General features: G+C 69.9%; 18 protein-coding genes. 12 read left to right on the forward strand and 6 right to left on the reverse strand.

Annotation, left to right across the window (positions count from 1 at the left end; translation table 11 throughout):
• The first annotated feature begins 147 nt into the window (after nt 1–147).
• The 3 genes from ABKA19_RS07140 (at nt 148) to greB (ending at nt 2,695) form a co-directional block, all read left to right on the forward strand.
• Entirely contained in the window at nt 148–1,653 is a 1,506-nt protein-coding gene (locus ABKA19_RS07140; protein ID WP_353688328.1) for a helicase HerA-like domain-containing protein, read from the forward strand.
• 21 nt (nt 1,654–1,674) lie between these two features.
• Nucleotides 1,675–2,109: a copper resistance protein NlpE N-terminal domain-containing protein gene (locus tag ABKA19_RS07145; RefSeq protein WP_353688329.1), complete on the forward strand. Its 435-nt coding sequence runs from the start codon at nt 1,675–1,677 to the stop codon at nt 2,107–2,109.
• Between the two features lie 82 nt (nt 2,110–2,191).
• Nucleotides 2,192–2,695, forward strand: a complete 504-nt coding sequence (greB, locus tag ABKA19_RS07150; protein WP_353688330.1) for a transcription elongation factor GreB — start codon at nt 2,192–2,194, stop codon at nt 2,693–2,695.
• A 212-nt stretch (nt 2,696–2,907) separates the two neighbouring features.
• On the opposite strand, the gene rimO is transcribed toward greB, so the two are convergent.
• On the reverse strand, nt 2,908–4,275 hold the full coding sequence (gene rimO / locus ABKA19_RS07155; RefSeq protein ID WP_353688331.1) for a 30S ribosomal protein S12 methylthiotransferase RimO: 1,368 nt from the start codon (nt 4,273–4,275) through the stop codon (nt 2,908–2,910).
• 193 nt (nt 4,276–4,468) lie between these two features.
• On the opposite strand from rimO, the gene ABKA19_RS07160 reads away from it, so the two are divergent.
• From ABKA19_RS07160 to ABKA19_RS07175, 4 genes are all read left to right on the forward strand, one after another.
• Nucleotides 4,469–5,167 carry a dienelactone hydrolase family protein gene (locus ABKA19_RS07160; RefSeq protein WP_162377258.1) on the forward strand — a complete coding sequence of 233 codons (699 nt, stop codon included), beginning with the start codon at nt 4,469–4,471 and terminating at the stop codon, nt 5,165–5,167.
• Nucleotides 5,164–5,574, forward strand: a complete 411-nt coding sequence (locus ABKA19_RS07165; RefSeq protein WP_353688332.1) for an HIT family protein — start codon at nt 5,164–5,166, stop codon at nt 5,572–5,574. Before ABKA19_RS07160 ends, ABKA19_RS07165 begins: the two co-directional genes overlap by 4 nt.
• 34 nt (nt 5,575–5,608) lie before the next feature.
• Nucleotides 5,609–5,773 carry a LiaI-LiaF-like domain-containing protein gene (locus ABKA19_RS07170; protein WP_202935625.1) on the forward strand — a complete coding sequence of 55 codons (165 nt, stop codon included), beginning with the start codon at nt 5,609–5,611 and terminating at the stop codon, nt 5,771–5,773.
• A gap of 137 nt (nt 5,774–5,910) precedes the next feature.
• Entirely contained in the window at nt 5,911–6,090 is a 180-nt protein-coding gene (locus ABKA19_RS07175) for a LiaI-LiaF-like domain-containing protein (RefSeq protein ID WP_162377360.1), read from the forward strand.
• Between the two features lie 142 nt (nt 6,091–6,232).
• Here ABKA19_RS07175 and dcd read toward each other — a convergent pair whose 3' ends face one another.
• Nucleotides 6,233–6,808 carry a dCTP deaminase gene (gene dcd / locus ABKA19_RS07180; RefSeq protein ID WP_353688333.1) on the reverse strand — a complete coding sequence of 192 codons (576 nt, stop codon included), beginning with the start codon at nt 6,806–6,808 and terminating at the stop codon, nt 6,233–6,235.
• Nucleotides 6,809–6,949: 141 nt separating this feature from the next.
• On the reverse strand, nt 6,950–8,029 hold the full coding sequence (gene apbC / locus ABKA19_RS07185; protein WP_502945731.1) for an iron-sulfur cluster carrier protein ApbC: 1,080 nt from the start codon (nt 8,027–8,029) through the stop codon (nt 6,950–6,952).
• A 222-nt stretch (nt 8,030–8,251) separates the two neighbouring features.
• On the opposite strand from apbC, the gene ABKA19_RS07190 reads away from it, so the two are divergent.
• The 5 genes from ABKA19_RS07190 to rnfB all read left to right on the forward strand — a co-directional run bounded on the left by ABKA19_RS07190 (nt 8,252) and on the right by rnfB (nt 15,280).
• Nucleotides 8,252–11,221, forward strand: coding sequence for a TonB-dependent receptor domain-containing protein (locus ABKA19_RS07190; RefSeq protein ID WP_502945732.1), 2,970 nt, complete (start codon nt 8,252–8,254; stop codon nt 11,219–11,221).
• 152 nt (nt 11,222–11,373) lie between these two features.
• Nucleotides 11,374–11,811, forward strand: coding sequence for a DUF2147 domain-containing protein (locus tag ABKA19_RS07195; RefSeq protein ID WP_353688334.1), 438 nt, complete (start codon nt 11,374–11,376; stop codon nt 11,809–11,811).
• A 142-nt stretch (nt 11,812–11,953) separates the two neighbouring features.
• On the forward strand, nt 11,954–14,065 hold the full coding sequence (metG, locus tag ABKA19_RS07200) for a methionine--tRNA ligase (RefSeq protein WP_353688335.1): 2,112 nt from the start codon (nt 11,954–11,956) through the stop codon (nt 14,063–14,065).
• Between the two features lie 101 nt (nt 14,066–14,166).
• Nucleotides 14,167–14,757, forward strand: a complete 591-nt coding sequence (locus tag ABKA19_RS07205; RefSeq protein ID WP_353688336.1) for an HAD family hydrolase — start codon at nt 14,167–14,169, stop codon at nt 14,755–14,757.
• Nucleotides 14,758–14,842: 85 nt separating this feature from the next.
• Entirely contained in the window at nt 14,843–15,280 is a 438-nt protein-coding gene (gene rnfB / locus ABKA19_RS07210) for an Rnf electron transport complex subunit RnfB (RefSeq protein WP_162377249.1), read from the forward strand.
• 64 nt (nt 15,281–15,344) lie between these two features.
• On the opposite strand, the gene ABKA19_RS07215 is transcribed toward rnfB, so the two are convergent.
• Genes ABKA19_RS07215 through mutL form a run of 3 tightly spaced genes read right to left on the reverse strand, consistent with a single transcriptional unit; the run spans nt 15,345 to nt 19,070 of the window.
• Nucleotides 15,345–16,325 (reverse strand): TraB/GumN family protein, encoded by a 981-nt coding sequence (locus ABKA19_RS07215; RefSeq protein ID WP_502945733.1) that lies wholly within the window; start codon nt 16,323–16,325, stop codon nt 15,345–15,347.
• Nucleotides 16,288–17,247, reverse strand: coding sequence for a DUF1684 domain-containing protein (locus ABKA19_RS07220; RefSeq protein WP_353688338.1), 960 nt, complete (start codon nt 17,245–17,247; stop codon nt 16,288–16,290). The genes ABKA19_RS07215 and ABKA19_RS07220 overlap by 38 nt, the downstream gene beginning before the upstream one ends.
• The gene (mutL, locus tag ABKA19_RS07225) at nt 17,244–19,070 is read right to left on the reverse strand and encodes a DNA mismatch repair endonuclease MutL (protein ID WP_353688339.1); all 1,827 of its coding nucleotides are present in this window, start codon (nt 19,068–19,070) and stop codon (nt 17,244–17,246) included. The genes ABKA19_RS07220 and mutL overlap by 4 nt, the downstream gene beginning before the upstream one ends.
• Nucleotides 19,071–19,165 lie beyond the last annotated feature (95 nt).

A 19,165-nucleotide genomic window follows, 5' to 3' on the forward strand; every position in this document is an offset into this window, starting at 1 on the left:
TTGCAACGGACGAAGCGACCGGCAGGGTAGCCGCGGGGGACCTCATGCGGCAACCCGCGACGCGGGCGCGCGCCTCCGGCTAGCCCTGCCGCCGGCCGTGCCGCTAGGATCGGCGGCGAGCCAGACCTTCCTCACCAGGACATACGCATGGACCCGATCCTGCTCGGCAAGGGCCTCACCGACGACATTCCGGTCACCCTGCTGCCGAAGTATGGCAACCGCCACGGCCTGGTCGCCGGCGCCACCGGCACGGGCAAGACCGTGACCCTGATGACCCTGGCCGAGGGCTTCTCGCGGCTGGGCGTGCCGGTGTTCATGGCCGACGTGAAGGGTGACGTGGCGGGCCTGGCGGTGGCCGGCGACGGCAACGAGAAGGTGCTTCAGCGCGCCGCGCAGATCGGCGTGGCCGACTACGCCCCCGGCGCCAGCCCGGTGGTGTTCTGGGACCTATACGGCAAGCTCGGCCACCCGGTGCGGACCACGGTCAGCGAGATGGGCCCGACCCTGATCGGCCGCATCCTGGAGCTGAACGACACCCAATCGGGCGTGCTGGACATCGTATTCAAGCTCGCCGACGACCGCGGCCTGCTGCTGCTGGACCTGGATGACCTGCGCGCCCTGCTCAACCTCGTCGCCGAGGAGCGCAAGGCGGTGTCCAGCGAATACGGCCTGGTCAGCGCGCAGTCGGTCGCGGCGATCCAGCGTGCGCTGCTGCGCCTGTCGCAGGACGGCGGCGAAGGTTTCTTCGGCGAGCCGGCCCTGGAGCTGGCCGACATCATGCGCGTGAACCACGACGGCCGCGGCGTGATCGGAATCCTGGCGGCCGACCAGCTGATCCTCAAGCCGCGCCTGTACGCAACGTTCCTGCTGTGGCTGCTGTCGGAGCTGTTCGAGAACCTGCCCGAAGTCGGCGACCTGGAAAAGCCCAAGCTGGCCTTCATCTTCGATGAGGCGCACCTGCTGTTCGACGATGCGCCGGCGGCGCTGCAGCAGCGCATCGAGCAGGTCGTTCGCCTGATCCGCTCCAAGGGCGTAGGCGTGTATTTCTGCTCGCAGTTCCCCGACGACGTGCCCGACAACATCCTCGGCCAGCTCGGCAACCGCGTGCAGCACGCGCTGCGCGCCTACACGCCGCGCGACCAGAAAGCGGTGAAGACGGCGGCCGAGACCTTCGTCCCGAACCCGAAGCTGGACGTGGCCGCGACGCTGGCGCAGCTGGGCACCGGCGAGGCGCTGGTGTCCACGCTGCAGGACAAGGGCGTGCCCTCCCCTGTCCAGCAGACCATGGTCGCGCCGCCGCGCTGCCGGATGGGTGCGATCAGCGAGGCCGAACGCAACCAGGTCCGCGCCGCCAGCCCGCTCGGTCCCCGCTACGACCAGGCGGTCAACCGCGAATCGGCCACCGAGATGCTCGCCGCACGCGCGCAGGCCGCCGCCGACGGCGCGCAGGCGCCGCCGGCCCGGCGCGGCGGCGGCAAGCAGGCGCCGGCGCAGGAGGAAGGCGGCTTCGGCAAGGCGGTGAACGACGTGCTATTCGGCACCGGCCGCCGCCAGGGCGTGATCGAGGCCTCGAGCAAGCAGGCCGCGCGCACCATCACCAACCAGATCGTGCGCGGCATCCTCGGCGGGCTGTTCGGCGGCAGGAAGCGCTGAACCGCGCCAGACCGCCCGGCCATGACGACCTCCCCGCGCCGCCTCGCGTTCGCGCTCGCATTGGCCGCCACCGTTCCGGTCGCGGCGCCGGCCAGCGATGCCCCTGATCCCCCGGCGGCCTCGGTCCCAGGCCTGTTCTTCGGCACCCTGCCCCTGGCCGGCTGCGCCGGGGCCGACGTCCTGCTGGAGCTCGGCGGCGATCATCGCTATGCCTTGCAGGCGCATTGCCGCGCCACCCTGGTGGATTTGCCGGTCGAGCGCGGCCAGTGGTCGCTGGAATGGAACGGCACGTGCGTACGGCTTGTTCCCGAAGGCGCCTTGCCTGGCGCGGGCCCGCGGCCGCGCGAGTTCGCGCTCGCCCTGGACGACCTGATGGTGCTCACCGAGGGCAGCTGCATCGAACCGGTGGACGATCCGCGCGGGCGCAGCCTCCACCGCGCGCACGAGGTCGAATGAACGTGGCGCGTCGCGTGCGTGCTGACCGTGCCAGCGGCAGGCGCTAGGATCACGCCCCTTCCGCTGATCCACTCCATAACGCATGAGCCGCTGGCGCCCGCCCCCCGAGAAAAGCACCGCCCTGATCACCCGCGGCGGCCACGACCGGCTCAAGGCCGAGCTGGACGACCTGTGGCGGGTCCGGCGCCCGGAAGTGGTCAAGGCGCTGGCCGCGGCCGCGGCCGAGGGCGACCGTTCGGAGAACGCCGAATACACCTACCGCAAGAAGCAGCTCGGCGAGATCGACCGGCGCGTGCGCTACCTGAGCAAGCGCGTGCCGGCGCTGCGCGTGGTCGACGAGGCGCCCGCGGACCGCGACGCGGTGTTCTTCGGCGCCTGGGTCGAGCTGGAGCGGATCGACACCGGCGAGTCGAGCCGCTACCGCATCGTCGGCCCGGACGAGACCGATGCGTCGACCGGCTGGATCAGCATCGATTCGCCGCTGGCGCGCGCGCTGCTGAAGAAGCGCGTGGACGACGAAGTGGAAGCGCAGCTGCCCGGTGGCCCGGCGCGCTTCGCGGTGGTGGCGGTCGAGTACGGCGATTGAACGGGCTGGTGCGCCGGAGAGGCGATGGCGATGGCAATGGATAGGCCGCCGATCGTTGGGCGCGCGGGGCCGGACCCGCGTAGAGCGGGGCTTGCCCCCCTGCGTGTGCGTCGGAAAGGCGGCAGCGGGGCAAGCCCCGCTCTACGGATGCGGCGCTGAGCAGCGGGGCAAGCCCCGCTCTACGGAAGCCGCCGGACCTGGCGCGGCGAAGCTCAGACCAGGCGCAGGCCCAGCGGCGAGGTGTCGCCGGTTTCGGCGTACTCGACCTCGCCGTACAGGTCGTGCTCGTCGCTGCCCATGATCCGCACGTCGACGAACTCGCCGACCTGCAGGCCGGCGTCGCGGCCATCCTGGATCTGGACCACGCCGTCGATCTCCGGCGCGTCGGCCATCGAGCGGGCGATCGCCAGCTCGCCGTCGAGCAGGTCGACCAGGCAGCGCTGCACGGTGCCGACCTTGGCCTCCAGGCGCGCGGCGGAAATCTCGCCCTGGCGTTCCATGAAACGGGCCAGGCGTTCCTGCTTGAGCTCTTCGGGCACCGGGTCGGGCAGCGCGTTGGCCGCCGCGCCGTCGACCGGCGAATAGGCGAACGCACCGACCCGGTCCAGCTGCGCTTCGTCGAGGAAATCGAGCAGCTCCTCGAACTCGGCCTCGGTCTCGCCGGGGAAGCCGACGATGAAGGTCGAACGCAGGGTCAGCTCCGGGCACATCGCGCGCCAGCGCTGCACGCGCTCCAGGGTCTTGTCGACCGCGCCGGGCCGCTTCATCAGCCTGAGCACGCGCGGGCTGGCGTGCTGGAACGGGATATCCAGGTACGGCAGGACCTTGCCTTCGGCCATCAGCGGAATGACATCGTCCACGTGCGGGTACGGGTAGACGTAGTGCAGGCGGGTCCAGGCGTCGAGCTCGGACAAGCCCTCGCACAGCGCCTTCATCCGCGTCTGGTACTCGCGGCCGCGCCAGGTGCGCGCGGCGTACTTCAGGTCCACGCCGTAGGCCGAGGTGTCCTGCGAGACGACCAGCAGCTCGCGCACGCCGCCCTTGACCAGTCGCTCGGCCTCGCGCAGCACCTCGTCGACCGGGCGCGAGACCAGGTCGCCGCGCATCGACGGGATGATGCAGAAGCTGCAGCGGTGGTTGCAGCCCTCGGAAATCTTCAGGTAAGCGTAGTGATGCGGGGTCAGCTTGAGTCCGTAGTCCGGCACCAAGTCCAGGAACGGGTCGTGCTTCGGCGGCAGCGCCTTGTGCACGGCTTCCATCACGCTGCCGTAGTCCTGCGGACCGGAGACCGACAGCACGTCCGGATACTGCTCGCGGATCAGCGCCGAGCGCTTGCCCAGGCAGCCGGTGACGATGACCTTGCCGTTCTCGTTCATCGCCTCGCCGATCGCATCCAGCGACTCGGCCACGGCCGAGTCGATGAAGCCGCAGGTGTTGACCACCACCACGTCGGCGGCGTCGTAGCTGGGAACGATGTCGTAGCCCTCCACCCGCAGCTGGGTGAGGATGCGTTCGGAATCGACCAGCGCCTTCGGGCAGCCGAGGCTGACGAAGCCGACTTTGGGGTTCTGCAGGGACATGGGAAGAACTCGGGAGGAACGGGCTGCCGCGCATGGGCGGCCCGGCGTGGCCGGGCGCGGAATTATACGCGGCGCCCCGCGGCCCCCGGCGGGCGCCGGGCGCGGCGTTCAGGATGGGCCTGCCGCCCGGCGCCTCCACCGGCGCTGCACCGCGAGCGCCTACACTGGCGCCCCACCCGACCGGAACGCAGGCATGGGCCAGTGGATCGAGCTAGACACCCCGCAAGGCGCAGTCGCCGCCTGGCAGGCCGAACCGCCCTCGTCGCCGAAGGCCGGCCTGGTCGTCGTCCAGGAGATCTTCGGCGTCAATGCGCACATTCGCGATGTCGCCGACGGTTACGCCGCCGAGGGTTACGCCGTGCTGGCGCCGGCCTTCTTCGATCCGGTCGAGCGCGGCGTGGAGCTGGCCTATGACTCCGCCAGTTCGCTGCGCGGCCGCGAGCTGGTCGGCCGGCTCGGCCTGGATGCGGCACTGGACATCGTCGCCAGCGCCGCCGCGCACCTGCGCTCGCGCCTGGCCGCCTTGCACCAGCCCGAGGCGGTCGGCACGGTCGGCTACTGCTGGGGCGGCACCGTGGCGATGCTGTCGGCACTCAGGCTCGGGCTGCCCTCGGTCAGCTACTACGGCGCGCGCGACCTGCCCTTCCTGGAGGATCAGGCGCTGACCACGGCGCCCAGGGCGCCGGTGATGTTCCACTTCGGCGAACACGACGCCTCGATCCCGCCATCGGCGGTCGAGGCGCACCGGCGCGCCCTGCCGGCCATGGCGGTGCATACCTACCCGGCCGGGCATGCGTTCAACCGCGACGTGGATCCGGACGCCTACGGCAAGGGCAGCGCCACCCTGGCGCGGGCCCGGAGCCTGGCCTTCTTCGCCGAGCACCTGCGATGAGCGCCGGGTTCGTCCTCGATCCACGCCTGGCCGCCGACAGCGTGTTCATCGCCGATGGCCCGCTGTCGCAGGTCCGGCTGATGGACGACACGCGCTTTCCGTGGCTGCTGCTGGTGCCGCGCGTGGACGGCGCGGCCGAATGGATCGACCTGGACGGCGGCCAGCAGCGCCTGCTGCTGGCCGAGCTCAACCAGGCCAGCCAGCTGCTGCGCGCCGAGCCGGGAGTGGAGAAGGTCAACATCGGCGCGCTGGGGAACATCGTCCGCCAGCTGCACGTGCACATCGTCGGCCGCCATGCGGGCGACGCCGCCTGGCCAGGCCCGGTGTGGGGCAGCGGCACGGCGGTGCGGCACGCGGCCGACGCGCTGGCGCAGCGTGCGGCGATGTGGCGTTCACGGCTAGGATAGGCGCCCCGACCCCGACCACCGACCACACCACGCCATGGGCTCCAACGTCTTCGCCGCGCTCGTCCTGATCGTCCTGGGCCTGTTCTTCCTGGCCCGCAACCTGGGATGGATCGACAGCGGCCTCGGCAGCCTGCTGGCGACCTGGTGGCCGGCGGTGCTGGTCGCCGTCGGCGTCGGCATGCTGCTGCGGCGCAAGTAGCCGGGAAAACCGCGGCACGAGGGCCGGCCTCCACGCGGCCACGGTGCCGTCCGGCAGGTCGAAAAGCTGACTTCCGGCACCTGTTCCGGAGACGGCAGGCATCGACCATGGCACCACACCCTGCCGAGGTCGCCACGATGCATCGCCGCCTGATCCCCGCCCTGGTCCTGATCGCGCTGGGCAGCCTGTTCCTGCTGGACAACCTCGGCCTGGACATCGATGCCGGCCGGCTGCTGGCGACCTGGTGGCCGGCGCTGCTGATCGCCGCGGGCGTCGGCAAGCTGTTGCCGGCCGGGCACGCGGCCCGGACCGGTTGACCCGTTCGTCGCCGGGCGGCCGACGCGCGCGTTCATCGCCCACCGCGCCGGCGACGAGCCGGCGGCCTTCGCCGGCCTGGCATGCAAAGGGCGCGGATATCCGCGCCCTCCTTCGTTGCCCGCCGCGGCGGGCCGCTCCGCCTCAGGTGCGCGGCAGCGTGACTCCGGTCTGTCCCTGGTACTTGCCGCCGCGGTCCTTGTACGAGGTCTCGCAGACATCGTCCGCGTCGGACTGGAAGAACAGCATCTGCGCCACGCCCTCGTTGGCGTAGATGCGCGCCGGCAGCGGCGTGGTGTTGCTGAATTCCAGGGTCACGTGGCCTTCCCACTCCGGCTCCAGCGGGGTCACGTTGACGATGATCCCGCAGCGCGCGTACGTGCTCTTGCCCAGGCATACCACCAGCGTATCGCGCGGGATGCGGAAGAACTCGACCGTGCGCGCCAGGGCGAAGGAGTTAGGCGGGATGATGCACTCGTCGGCCTCGATATCCACGAAGCTCTTGGGGTCGAAGTGCTTGGGATCGACGATCGTCGAGTTGATGTTGGTGAACACCTTGAACTCGCGCGAGCAGCGCACGTCGTAGCCGTAGCTGGAGGTGCCGTAGCTGACGATGCGGTTGCCGTCGGCCGCATGCTTGACCTGGCCCGGCTCGAACGGCTCGATCATCCGGTGCTGCTCGGCCATGCGGCGGATCCAGCGGTCGCTCTTGATGCTCATGCGCTATTCCCTGGGCCGCAGCGGCCCGTGACCGCGGAATTGTAGAGCGGGGCTCGCCCCGCTGCCCACCCGCCGCAGCCCTGGCATGCGCCGTCGCGGCGCGAGCGTCGCTGCCACGCCCCCCCCCCCCTGGGCCGGATATCAGGCCAGGCTCGAGGCGATCGGGATGGAGGCCCGCGGCCGCCCCGCCAGGTGCGCGGCCAGCGCCTGCGCGGCGGCCAGGTAGGCCTGCGCGGGCGCCGAGTCCGGCGCGGCGGCGACCACCGGCGTGCCGGCGTCGCCCTGCTCGCGGATGCGCAGGTCCAGCGGCAGCGACCCCAGCAGCGGCACGCCGTACTGCGCGGCCATCGCCTGCCCGCCGCCCTGGCCGAACAGGTGCTCGGCATGGCCGCAATTCGAGCACACGTGCACGGCCATGTTCTCGACGATGCCCAGCACCGGCACGTTGACCTTCTCGAACATCTTCAGCGCCTTGCGCGCATCGAGCGTGGCGATCTCCTGCGGCGTGGTCACGATCACCGCGCCGGCCACCGGGATCTTCTGCGCCAGGGTGAGCTGGATGTCGCCGGTGCCCGGCGGCAGGTCGACGACCAGGTAGTCCAGGTCGCCCCAGCGGGTGTCGGTGAACAGCTGGGTCAGCGCCGAAGTGGCCATCGGTCCGCGCCAGATCATCGGCGTGTCGGTGTCGACCAGCAGGCCGATCGACATCGCCTCCACCCCGAACGCGCGCATCGGCTCGATCGACTTGTCGTCCGGGCTCTCCGGGCGCCCGGACAGGCCGAGCATCGCCGGCACGCTGGGGCCGTAGACGTCCGCGTCCAGCACGCCGACCCGGGCGCCCAGGCGCTGCAGCGCCAGCGCCAGGTTGACCGCGGTGGTCGACTTGCCAACGCCGCCCTTGCCGGAACCGACCGCGATCACGTTGCGCACGCGCGGCGCGGGCGACAGGCCGGGCTGGACCGCGTGGGCGGCGATGCGGGTGCGGACCTGGATGGCGTTCGGCGCGAGCGGCACTCCGAGTTGTTCCGCGGCCAGCACCGCCTGGGCGCGGATGGCCTCGAGCGTGGCGCCATCCAGGGCGTAACCCAGCTGCAGGTCGAGGCTGCAGTCCCCGCCATGCATGCGCACATCCCAATGCGCGCGGGGCGGGGCCAGAGGCAGCTGCGAAACAGGGTCGATGTGCGCCTGCAGGGCGGTGGTCAGGGCTTTCAGACGGTCCATTCCTTGGGGCCTAGCAGATAGGTAGGTCGTCATTGTGACAAATGGCGCGCAAATGGATTCAAACGGAATTAAAAGCATGTTAAGTTCCGCCCGGACCTACCGCATTATGTCTGCGTTCAGGTTCAGCCAGGGGTTGGCTTTCTAAAAATTTCAATGACTTAGGGGATTCTCGTGATGCGAACGCATGACGCTGTTCACAAGCGCAACCGTCTGTAGGCTGCCTTGCTCACCGCCCTCATCCTGCCCGTAGCCGGCCAAGCCTTGGCTCAGGAAGAGACCCAGGAAAAGCAGCAGACCCAGACAGCGGAACTCGACCGCGTCACGGTCACCGGCTCGCGCATCGCCCGCGTCGGATTCGTCACCCCGGCGCCGGTCACGGCCATCAACGCCGAGGAGATCCGCGCAACCGGCGCCGTCAACATCGGCGACCTGATGACCAAGCTGCCGCAGCTGTCGCCGAACTATACCCTTGGCAACTCCACCCGCTTCATCGGCACCGCCGGCCTGGGCCTGCTCGACCTCCGCGGCATGGGCACCGCCCGCACGCTGGTGCTGGTCAATGGCCGCCGCCATGTGGGCTCCAGCCCTGGTTCGACCGCGGTGGACGTCAACACCATCCCGGTGGAATGGATCGAACGAGTTGAAGTGATGACCGGCGGCGTGTCGGCCGTCTACGGCGCCGACGCGGTGGCCGGCGTGGTCAACTTCATCATGAAGAAGTCGTTCGAAGGCTTCGACCTGCGTGGCCAGGGCGGCATGGCCAGCGAAGGCGACTTCAACCGCTCCTTCGCCAGCTTCTCGGCAGGCGACAGCTTCGCCGACGGCCGCGGAAACGCGGCGTTCTCGATGGAATACAGCAAGCAGGACCGTTTCGGTCGCGGCAACCGCGACATCGGTCGCGAGTACCTGGTTTCGGTACCGAACCCGAGCTACGACCCCACCCAGCCCCCGAGCCAGAGCAATCCGCAGACCGTGGTCAGCGGTCCGGGTGGCAATCACTCGATCTCCTACGGCGGCACCTTCACCATCGGCACCTTCAACCCGGCCAATCCGGCTACGTGGGGCAATCGCTACCTGTTCAATCCCGACGGCACCTTCCGCCGTAACCGTTACGACGGCACCGTCGTCAGCGCCACCTCCTGCGTGGACTGCGACTTCGCCGACCTCAACGCCGTGGCCGACCTGCAGCCTGCATTCGACCGGTTCAGCACGAACTTGATGTTTAACTTCGATCTGAACGAGAACCACCGGATGTTCTTCGAAGGCAAGTACAGCAAGACCGAGTCCCAGTTCTACGGGCAACCGGCGTTCGACCAGCCGATCCGCATTCGCCGCGACAACGCCTACGTCTCCCCGCAGTTGGGCGCGCTGATGGACGCTTCCGCGCTCACCGTGCAGGACGGCCAGAAGATCCTGCAGGTCTCGCGCTTCAACGTCGATGCGGGCCGGCGCGGCGAGAACATCGAGCGGCAGACTGCACGCGCCGTATTCGGCTTCGAGGGTTACCTGGGCGACTGGAACTACGAGGCTTCGGCCAACTATGGCCAGACCACCATCGACCGCCTCAACATCAACAACCGCATCAACGAGCGCTGGCATGCCGGCATGGACGCCGTGCGCGACCCGGCGACCGGCAACATCGTGTGTCGCACGACCCTGAACCCGAGCGCGATCAACCCGCATACCAATGCGATCTATTCCTCGTTCGCACGCACTGGCTGCGTGCCGTTCAGCACGTTCGGCAACGGTGCGGTGAGCCAGGAGGCGGCAGCTTGGTTCAACACCAATTCACTGAACACTTCCAAGCTCCAGCAGACCGTCCTGGAAGCCTCGATCGCGAATAGCGCAGTGTTCTCGCTGCCGGCCGGTGACGTCGGCTTCGCGGCGGGCATCGAGTATCGCGAGGAGAAGAGCCAGGAGAACACCGATCCGCTCGCCGCGCTCGGCCTGACGTTCCTCAATGCGATCCCCAGCCGGGGCGGCAAGTACGACGTCAGCGAGTTCTACGCCGAAACGTCGGTTCCACTGCTGGCCGACCTCCCCGGCGTCGACATGCTGTCGCTGGACCTCGCCGGCCGCTTCTCCGACTACAGCACCATCGGCAACACCTTCACCTGGAACGCCGGCCTGAACTGGCAGATCATCGATTCGCTCCGCTTCCGCGGCACGCTGGCGCATGCCGTGCGCGCGCCGAGCATCGGCGAGCTGTACAACCCGCAATCGCAGAACTTCGCCACCATCGCGGATCCCTGCAACTACCAGGCCACCAACACCAACCGTCCGTCCACCGCCAAGGACCCGGCCCTGCGCCAGGCCAACTGTTCGGCGCTGGGCATCCCGGTCGGCTGGGTCGACACGTACAGCGCAAACCGCCCTGGCGTGAGCGGCGGCAACCCGGACCTGGCGGAGGAGAGCGCCGACAGCTGGACCTTGGGCCTGGTATGGCAGCCTGAGTTCATCGAAGGGCTGGGCGTCGCCGTGGACTACTGGAACATCCGCCTGGAGGATGCGATCGGCGCGGTTACCGCGCAGACCAACGCGACCCGTTGCGTCGATTCGCCCGGCGGCATCGACAACGAGTTCTGCAGCTTCATCACGCGCGCTCCGACTGCCGGCTACACCGACTCGCAAGGGCGCGTGTTCCCGGCCTACAGCATCACCAACTGGGTGGCTCTGAACGAGAACCTGGCGAAGTCCCGCCGCGTTGGTGTCGACCTGGAAGTCGACTACAGCTTCGGCCTGCTGGGCGGCAACACCCAGCTGCGCTTCGTCGGCACCCGCCTGATCCAGTCGCGCGAGTGGCCGTTCCAGGACTTCCCGGAAGAGTTCAACGAGTACGTCACCTACGTGACCGATCCGCGTTGGCGCGCCAACTTCGAGACCGGCTACACCTGGAACGACTGGCGGGCCACCTGGACCATGCAGTACGTCGACGGCAACCTGCGCGTCACCCCGGCCAGCTATAACAGCAATCCGGGTTCGGCCGCGCCGATCGCCAACGGCTCGTACACCTACCACAACTTCCAGTTCGGCTATACGTTCCCGGGCGAAGACAGGCTCGACGTCTACCTGGGCGTGGACAACGCGTTCGACAAGGATCCGCCCCTGAACTACTTCGGCGCCGACATCGGAAGCGCGATGTATGACAGCGTGGGTCGCTACATGTACATCGGCGCGACCTACCGCTTCTGATCCCATCAATCGCGAGCGTTGCCCGGGGCCCGGCGAAAGCCGGGCCCTTTTTTGTCCGTGACGCCTCCATACGCAGGCGGATGCGGTATAAACGCAGGTGCCCTACAGGCACACGCCGCACCGATCAACCGAACGCCCCTCGGGAGGGGACCATGCGCATTACCCTGTTCGCCCTGCTTTCGGCCACCTTGCTGGCCGCCCCCATTTCCGCCCTCGCCGCCGACCCGGTGGTCGGCCGCTGGAAGACCGTCGACAGCGAGACCGGCAAGCCCAAGTCGATCGTCGAGATCACCCAGGCGCCCAATGGGGCCCTCAGCGGCCATATCGTCGAGCTGCTCAACCCGAGCAAGCCCAATCCGGTCTGCGACAAGTGCAGCGACGACCGCAAGAACAAGCCGATCACCGGCATGGAGATCATCCGCGGCATGAAGGCGTCCGGCAGCGGCAAGTACGCCGGCGGCACCATCCTCAAGCCCGACGAGGGCAAGGTCTACAAGTCGAAGATGGAACTGGTCGAGGGCGGCAAGAAGCTGGAGGTGTCCGGCTGCATCGCCTTTATCTGCAAATCGCAGACCTGGCTGCGGCAGTAGTCCCGCCCCGCCAGGCGTGCCTGCGACCCGGCTTCGGCCGGGTCGTCGCTTTTCCGGGGGCATGGGCCCGTGCGTCGCCAGTGGCGGCGGGCCCCGCACCGGCCGCGTGCGATAATCCCCGCCCCCTCGCATCGTGCCCGCCATGACCCGCCCTGCGCTCGTCACCAACGCCCTGCCCTACGCCAATGGCCCGCTGCACCTGGGCCACCTGGTCGGCTACATCCAGGCCGACATCTGGGTGCGGGCGCGGCGCATGCGCGGGGACACGGTGCACTACGTGTGCGCCGACGACACCCATGGCACGCCGATCATGCTCGCCGCCGAGAAGGCCGGGGTCACGCCCGAAGCCTTCATCGCCGGCATGCAGGCGAGCCATGAGCGCGACTTCGCCGCGTTCGGCGTGGCGTTCGACCATTACGACTCGACCAACTCCGCCGCGAACCGCGAACTGACCGAGCAGTTCTACGCGCGCCTCGAGGCCGGCGGCCACATCACGCGGCGCAACGTGGCCCAGTTCTACGACCCGGCCAAGGGCATGTTCCTGCCCGACCGCTACATCAAGGGCATCTGCCCCAATTGCGGGTCGCCGGACCAGTACGGCGACAACTGCGAGGTCTGCGGCGCCACCTACGCGCCGACCGACCTGAAGGAGCCGAAGTCGGTGCTGTCCGGGGCCACCCCGGAGATGCGCGAGTCCGAGCACTTCTTCTTCGAGGTCGGGCGCTTCGAGGGCTTCCTGCGCGAGTGGCTGGCCGGCGACGTGGCCCTGCCCGGGGTGAAGGCCAAGCTGATGGAGTGGCTGGACGCCGATGGCGGGCTGCGCGCGTGGGACATCTCGCGCGATGCCCCGTACTTCGGTTTCCAGATCCCCGGCCAGCCGGGCAAGTACTTCTACGTGTGGCTGGACGCACCGATCGGCTACCTGTCCAGCTTCCGCACCCTGTGCGCGAAGAACGGCGCGGACTTCGATGCCATCCTCCAGGCCGGCAGCGACGCCGAACTGCACCACTTCATCGGCAAGGACATCGTCAACTTCCATGGCCTGTTCTGGCCGGCGGTGCTGCATGGCGCCGGCCTGCGCGCGCCCACCCGCCTGCACGTCAACGGCTACCTGACCGTGGACGGAGCCAAGATGTCCAAGTCGCGCGGCACCTTCATCATGGCCCGCACCTACCTGGACGTGGGCCTGGCACCGGATGCGCTGCGCTACTACTTCGCGTGCAAGTCCTCCGGCGGCGTCGACGACCTGGATCTCAACCTGTCCGACTTCGTCGCCCGCGTGAACAGCGACCTGGTCGGCAAGTTCGTCAACATCGCCAGCCGCTGCGCGAAGCTGCTGGAGACGCATTTCGGCAACGTGCTGTGGGCCGCGCCGGCGCTGGCCGCGGACGCCGAGGCGCTGGGCGACGCCTGGCGCCAGCGGGTCGAACTGCTCGGCAGCGTCGGCGCACATACGCACGACGTGGCCGCCGCCCTTTACGCGGAGGACAACTTCGCCGCGGTGGCGCGCAATGCGATGGCCGCTGCCGACCAGGTCAACGAGTACATCGCCCAGGCGGCGCCGTGGGCGCTGGCCAAGGACCCGGCGCGGCGCGACGAACTCCACGTGGTGCTGGGCACCGCGCTGCAGGCGTTCGCCGACATCGCCGGCGTCCTCAAGCCGATCGTGCCGTCAACCATCGGCCGGGCCGAGGCCTGGCTGGGGGTGGAGCTGGCGGTGGACCGCCGCATCGACCTCGATGGCCGCACCCTGCCCTCCGGCTACGTCCCGCTGTTCACCCGTATCGACCCCAAGCTGATCGACGCCATGACCGACGCCTCCAAGGACACCCTCGCCGCCGCTCCGGCCCAGCCCGTCGAGGCGAAGAAGGCCGATGCGAAGAAGCCGGAAGCCGCGCCGGCGCCTGCGGGCGAGGCCACGGCCCACATCGGCATCGAGGATTTCGCCAAGCTCGACCTGCGCATCGGCAAGGTCGTCGAATGCGGCTTCGTCGACGGCTCCGACAAGCTGCTGCGTTTCCTGCTCGACGCCGGCGAGCTGGGCCAGCGCCAGATCTTCTCCGGCATCCGCGCCAGCTACGGCGAACCGGAGAAGCTCGTCGGACGCAACGTGGTGTTCATCGCCAACCTCGCCCCGCGCAAGATGCGCTTCGGCGTGAGCGAGGGCATGATCCTCTCCGCCGGCTTCGACGGCGGCGCGCTGGCCCTGCTCGACGCCGATCCCGCGGCGCAGCCTGGCATGCCCGTCCGCTGAAGCGGACGTTCCTGGCGTTGCGGACGCGCCGCGGGCAGGCAGCGCCGTTGTCGCGGCACCACATCCACCCTGCCCCCAGGCACCCGTGCGCCGGCGACACCATGGATCTGGCCCTGGTCGACTTCGACCACACCGTCACCACCTGCGACACCTACGCCCGATTCCTGCGCGGCATCGCCACCCCGGAGCAGCGTGCGGGCGAAGCCTGGCGGGTCGGACCCTGGCTCGCCGGCTACCGGCTGGGCCTGGTGTCGGCCACCGCGCTACGCACGCGCGTGACCCGGCTGGTCTTCACTGGCGGCGATCCGGCGGCGGTCGCCGCCGCCGGCCGGCGCTATGCCGACGAAGCGCTGCCTGGCCTGCTGCGTCCCTGGATGATGGAACGCATCGCCTGGCACCGCGCGCGCGGCGACACCCTGGTCCTGGTATCCGGCTCGCTCGACCTTTACCTGGCCCCCTGGTGCCAACGACATGGCATGGAGCTGCTGTGCAACCGGCTCGAAGCGACCGAGGGACGCCTCACCGGCCGCTACCTCGGCGGCGATCGCGGCGCGCACAAGGCCGCCGACATCCGCGCACGCTACGACCTGTCGCGGTACCGGCGCGTCCACGCCTATGGTGACAGCGCCGAGGACCGGCCGATGCTGGCCCTGGCGCACGAACGCTGGTACCGCGGGCGTCGCCTCGCCTGACGCCCGCGGATCGCCCTGCGGCGGCGGCGCGCTGGTGGATAATGCAGCGCCGGCGTGACGCCGGACACGACGTCGCCGCCGCCCCATGACCACGCCTCCCATCGCCGCAACGGACCTGGTCGAGCGCCTCGACCGCCTGCTGCCGCAGACCCAGTGCGGCCAGTGCGGCTACGCCGGCTGCCGTCCCTACGCCGAAGCGATGGCCAGCGGCGAGGCGGGCATCGATCGGTGTCCGCCCGGTGGCGACGCCGGTGCGCGCGCGCTTGCGCATGTGCTGGCGGTGCCGGAGGCGCCGTACGACCGGACCCGTGGTGAGCACAAGCCGCCGCAGGTGGCCGTGGTGGTGGAGGCCGACTGCATCGGCTGCACCAAGTGCATCCAGGCCTGCCCGGTCGATGCGATCATCGGCGCCAACAAACTGATGCACGTGGTCCTGGACCCGCTGTGCACCGGCTGCGAGCTGTGCGTGCCGGCGTGCCCGGTGGACTGCATCGTGATGGAATTGCGCCCGGACGCGGCCTGACCCGTCCTGGCTGGAGATCCCGCTGCCGCGCGCGACGCGGGCAAGGCCGGCTCCTACGAAGAGGTCACGGCCTGCAGGCCGAGCAGATCCGCTCGACGGTGTAGCCCTTCGCGCGCAGCTTCTCGACCACGCCATCTTCGCCGAGCAGGTGCAGCGCGCCGACCACGACCAGGGTGTCGTCGTCCTTCCGTGCCAGGCGCTGCTCCAGCTTCGGCAACCATGCGTCGTTGCGCTGGACGTTGATGCGGCGGTACAGCGCCGGATAGTCGCGCTTCATCTCCGCGGCCATTTCCTTCCACATGCGCTCCGCATCGCCTGCACGCCAGGCCGCATGCAGGTCGCGGTAGCGATCCTGGCCTTCGCCTGCCTGCTGCAGCGCGTCGGCCAGCATCTGCCGCTGTTCGTCCAGGCTCATGCCCGCGAGCACCGCGATCTGCTCGTCGCCGCGTTCCAGGCCCGCGGTCGGCTTGCCCGCGCGCGCGGCGCCGTCCATGAAGTGGCGATCGAGTCCCAGGGCCGGATCCAGCCCCTGCTTGCCCATTTCCATCAGGGCGATGGTCAGGCCGATGAACCACGGGTCGAACGCCGCCAGTCGCGCCAGCGGCAACTGGTTGGTCGCCGCGTAGCCCTGCAGTTTCCCCCAGAGCACCGGCCCGAGGTCCTGCTCGAGGGTGCCGGCACGGGTCCGCATCGCCGCCTGCGCCATCCTCGCCGGCAGGTCCGGCGCGTTGGCCTCCTCCGGCGCCAGTTCGAACACCAGCCCTTCGGCGTCGGCGAAGGCGGCGTCGACATCGGCGGACAGCGGGTAGTCCTCGCGCCTGAGCAGGTGGAAGGAACCGAGCAGGTACACCGCATTGTCGGCGTCGGAGACCTTCCAGAGCAGGGGAACCGGCGGACCGGCGTGGGCCGGCGCGGCACCGGCGAGCAGCAGCGACAGCGCGGCCGCCAGTCCGCTGACGAAACGCTTCAGTGGCATCGCGTGGAGACTCCCAGAGGCCGGCCGGCGCTCACTGCACCGGCAACTTGTAGTTCTTCTCGCCCGCATCGATGGCCAGGTCGAGGCGGTTGCCCGCCGGCGGCAGCGGGCAGGTGGCGAACAGCGTGAACGCGCAGGGCGGGTTGTAGGCACGGTTGAAGTCGAGCACGACCTTGCCGTCGGCCTCGGGCCATTCGGCCTCGAGGAACCGCCCGGCCGGGTAGCTGCCGTGGCCGCTCGTCCCGTCGGCGAAGACGAAGAACAGTTCGCGGCCCGCCTCGCCCAGCGCTTCGAGCCGGAAGGTCCGTCCGTCGCGCTCGAACTCGACCACGCCGGGGCTGGGCGAATCGCTCTGGGTGCCCACGATGTCGGCGATCGGCAAGGTCTTGCCGGGCGGGTGCGGCACGAACCGGGCCTGGATCCGCCAGGACGGATCGGTCGGCCAGTAGCTCAGCCCGCCGAACTGCAGCCGGGTACTGGCTTCGGCATGCCTGACCCGCAGCGCATGCCGGTCGCCGCGCTTGAGCAGGGTGACCAGGCCCTTGCCTTCGTCGAAGCCGATCACGCCCGGCTCCGGATCCTGGTCGCTGGGAAGCGCCACGCGGCCCTTGAGCGGCTCGCCGTTGAAGGTCAGGGCGACCCCGCTCTCCGGCGTGAACCACCACTTGCCGGCATCGTCGCGCGTCACCATGCCCATCTTCTCCGGGCCGAACGCGAAGCGCACGCCGTTGCCGATGCGCGCGCCACTGCCGATGTAATGCGCCTTGAGCTCGAGCCAGTGCAGGCCGACCAGGCTGGTCCAGCCATCGGGCCGCAGCAGGTCTTCCACCCGCTGGTTGCGCCAGGCCTGCTGCTCGGCCATGAACGCCTGGTCCACCTTCGGCGCGGCCTGCCGGTCCGCATCGCCGCCGCCCGATCCACCGCAGCCGGCCAGCATCGCCGGCAGCATCGCCATCCCCATGGCGACGCCGACCCACCTTCCGAACCTCATCTTCCCCTCAGGAACCATCGATCCATCTCCCCCAGGCTGAAGCGCGCCCAGGTCGGGCGGCCGTGGTTGCATTGCCCCGAGCGCTCGGTGGCTTCCATGTCGCGCAGCAGGGCGTTCATTTCCGGCACCGTCAGGCGCCGGTTCGCACGCACCGCTCCATGGCACGCCATCGTCGACAGCAATTCGTCGCGTGCGGCGGCGACCCGGCGCGTGGCGCCGTGTTCGCGCAGGTCGGCCAGTACGTCGCGCAGCAGGCCCTCCGGCTCGGCATGCGCCAGCAGCGCCGGTACGCTGCGCACGCTCAGCGCCTGCGGACCGCTGCGGGTGACGTCGAAGCCCAGTTCGGCCAGGGTCGGCGCTTCGCGTTCGGCCACGTCGGCATCGCGCTCGCCCACCGCCAGCACCAGCGGCACCAGCAACGGCTGCGCACGCAGGCCGATGCCGTCGTGCGCGGCCTTGAGCCGCTCGTAGCCGATGCGCTCGTGCGCCGCATGCATGTCGACCACCACCAGGCCTTCGGCGTTCTCGGCGAGTATGTAGATGCCATGCAGCTGCGCGACCGCATAGCCCAGCGGCGGCACCTGGCCATCGCCGGCCGGCAGCGTGGCGTCCTGGCGCGGCATGGCCGGCGCGAATGCTTCCGGCGGCGCCTCCGCCCTGCCGTAGAGCGCCGCGTAGGCGCCTGCCGCCTCGTCCACGCGCAGGCCCAGCGACTGCGGCTGCGGCGTCCACGCCGTCATCGTCGCCGCGCCCTGGATCGCACCCGCGGATCCGAAGGCGGGCGATCCGCCTGCCGCCGGTGCGCCCGGCATGGAGGCGACATCGGTGCCCGCGCGGGTCTGCGCCAGCGCCTCCTGCAGCGTGCGGTAGACGAAATCGTGGATCAGCCGCGAATCGCGGAAGCGCACCTCGTGCTTGGCCGGGTGCACGTTGACGTCGACGCGGGTCGGATCGAGTTCCAGGAACAGTACGTAGGCCGGCTGGCGGCCGTGGAACAGGACGTCCTGGTAGGCCAGCTTCACCGCATGGGCCACGCTGCGGTCGCGCACCGAGCGGCCGTTGACATAGAGGTACTGCTGGTCGGCGCTGGAGCGCGAGTAGTGCGGCTGCGCGATCCAACCGTGCAGGCGCAGGCCGGCGCCGCTGTGGTCGATGCGCAGCGCGCTGCGGGCGAAGTCCTCGCCCAGCGTCTCGCCCAGGCGCGCGGCGGCGTCGAGGTCGCCGGCCTTGTAGCGGCGCGATGGCTTGCCGTTGTGGCTGACCCGCAGCTCCACGTCCGGGCGCGCGAGCGCGAGCGACCGCAGCCACTCTTCGATGTGGCCCAGCTCGGTGCGCTCGGCGCGCAGGAACTTGCGCCGCGCCGGCACGTTAAAGAACAGGTCGCGAACCTCGACGGTCGTGCCCGGCGCGTGCGCCTTCGGCGCGATCTCGCCCACGCGGCCGCCATCGACCTGCAGCGACGCGCCATGTTCGTCGCCGGGCCGGCGCGAGGCGAGCTGGAAGCGGCTGACCGAGGCGATCGAAGGCAGCGCCTCGCCGCGGAAACCCAGCGTCGCCACCGCCTCCAGGTCGTCGAGCGAGGCGATCTTGCTGGTGGCATGCCGGCTGACCGCCAGCGGCAACTCGTCGGCGGCGATGCCGCCGCCGTCGTCGCGGATCCGGATCAGGCGGACGCCGCCTTCCTCCAGGTCGATGTCCACGCGGCGCGCGCCCGCATCGAGTGCGTTCTCGACCAGTTCCTTGACCACCGAGGCAGGTCGTTCGACGACCTCACCGGCGGCGATCTGGTTGATGAGGGTGTCCGGAAGCGGTCGGATCGGCACGGCGTCGCGGCGTCGGGCGCCGGATCGGAAGACATGCGCGTGATGATAGCCGCAGGCGGGTCGCGGCGGTTCGCGGAGCGGCGCCCGGGGCGTTG

The organism is Pseudoxanthomonas sp. Soil82 (genome assembly GCF_040446535.1).
Lineage (GTDB): Bacteria > Pseudomonadota > Gammaproteobacteria > Xanthomonadales > Xanthomonadaceae > Pseudoxanthomonas > Pseudoxanthomonas kaohsiungensis.

Coding starts and splice junctions, on each gene's coding strand:
- greB (WP_353688330.1), top strand. CDS start 2,192: ATGAGCCGCTGGCGCCCGCCCCCCGAGAAAAGCACCGCCCTGATCACC.
- ABKA19_RS07160 (WP_162377258.1), top strand. CDS start 4,469: ATGGGCCAGTGGATCGAGCTAGACACCCCGCAAGGCGCAGTCGCCGCC.
- ABKA19_RS07195 (WP_353688334.1), top strand. CDS start 11,374: ATGCGCATTACCCTGTTCGCCCTGCTTTCGGCCACCTTGCTGGCCGCC.
- ABKA19_RS07205 (WP_353688336.1), top strand. CDS start 14,167: ATGGATCTGGCCCTGGTCGACTTCGACCACACCGTCACCACCTGCGAC.
- rimO (WP_353688331.1), bottom strand. CDS start 4,275: ATGTCCCTGCAGAACCCCAAAGTCGGCTTCGTCAGCCTCGGCTGCCCG.
- ABKA19_RS07170 (WP_202935625.1), top strand. CDS start 5,609: ATGGGCTCCAACGTCTTCGCCGCGCTCGTCCTGATCGTCCTGGGCCTG.
- apbC (WP_502945731.1), bottom strand. CDS start 8,029: ATGGACCGTCTGAAAGCCCTGACCACCGCCCTGCAGGCGCACATCGAC.
- ABKA19_RS07145 (WP_353688329.1), top strand. CDS start 1,675: ATGACGACCTCCCCGCGCCGCCTCGCGTTCGCGCTCGCATTGGCCGCC.
- ABKA19_RS07165 (WP_353688332.1), top strand. CDS start 5,164: ATGAGCGCCGGGTTCGTCCTCGATCCACGCCTGGCCGCCGACAGCGTG.
- ABKA19_RS07140 (WP_353688328.1), top strand. CDS start 148: ATGGACCCGATCCTGCTCGGCAAGGGCCTCACCGACGACATTCCGGTC.
- ABKA19_RS07175 (WP_162377360.1), top strand. CDS start 5,911: ATGCATCGCCGCCTGATCCCCGCCCTGGTCCTGATCGCGCTGGGCAGC.
- rnfB (WP_162377249.1), top strand. CDS start 14,843: ATGACCACGCCTCCCATCGCCGCAACGGACCTGGTCGAGCGCCTCGAC.
- metG (WP_353688335.1), top strand. CDS start 11,954: ATGACCCGCCCTGCGCTCGTCACCAACGCCCTGCCCTACGCCAATGGC.
- dcd (WP_353688333.1), bottom strand. CDS start 6,808: ATGAGCATCAAGAGCGACCGCTGGATCCGCCGCATGGCCGAGCAGCAC.
- ABKA19_RS07220 (WP_353688338.1), bottom strand. CDS start 17,247: ATGAGGTTCGGAAGGTGGGTCGGCGTCGCCATGGGGATGGCGATGCTG.
- ABKA19_RS07215 (WP_502945733.1), bottom strand. CDS start 16,325: ATGCGGGCGAGAAGAACTACAAGTTGCCGGTGCAGTGAGCGCCGGCCG.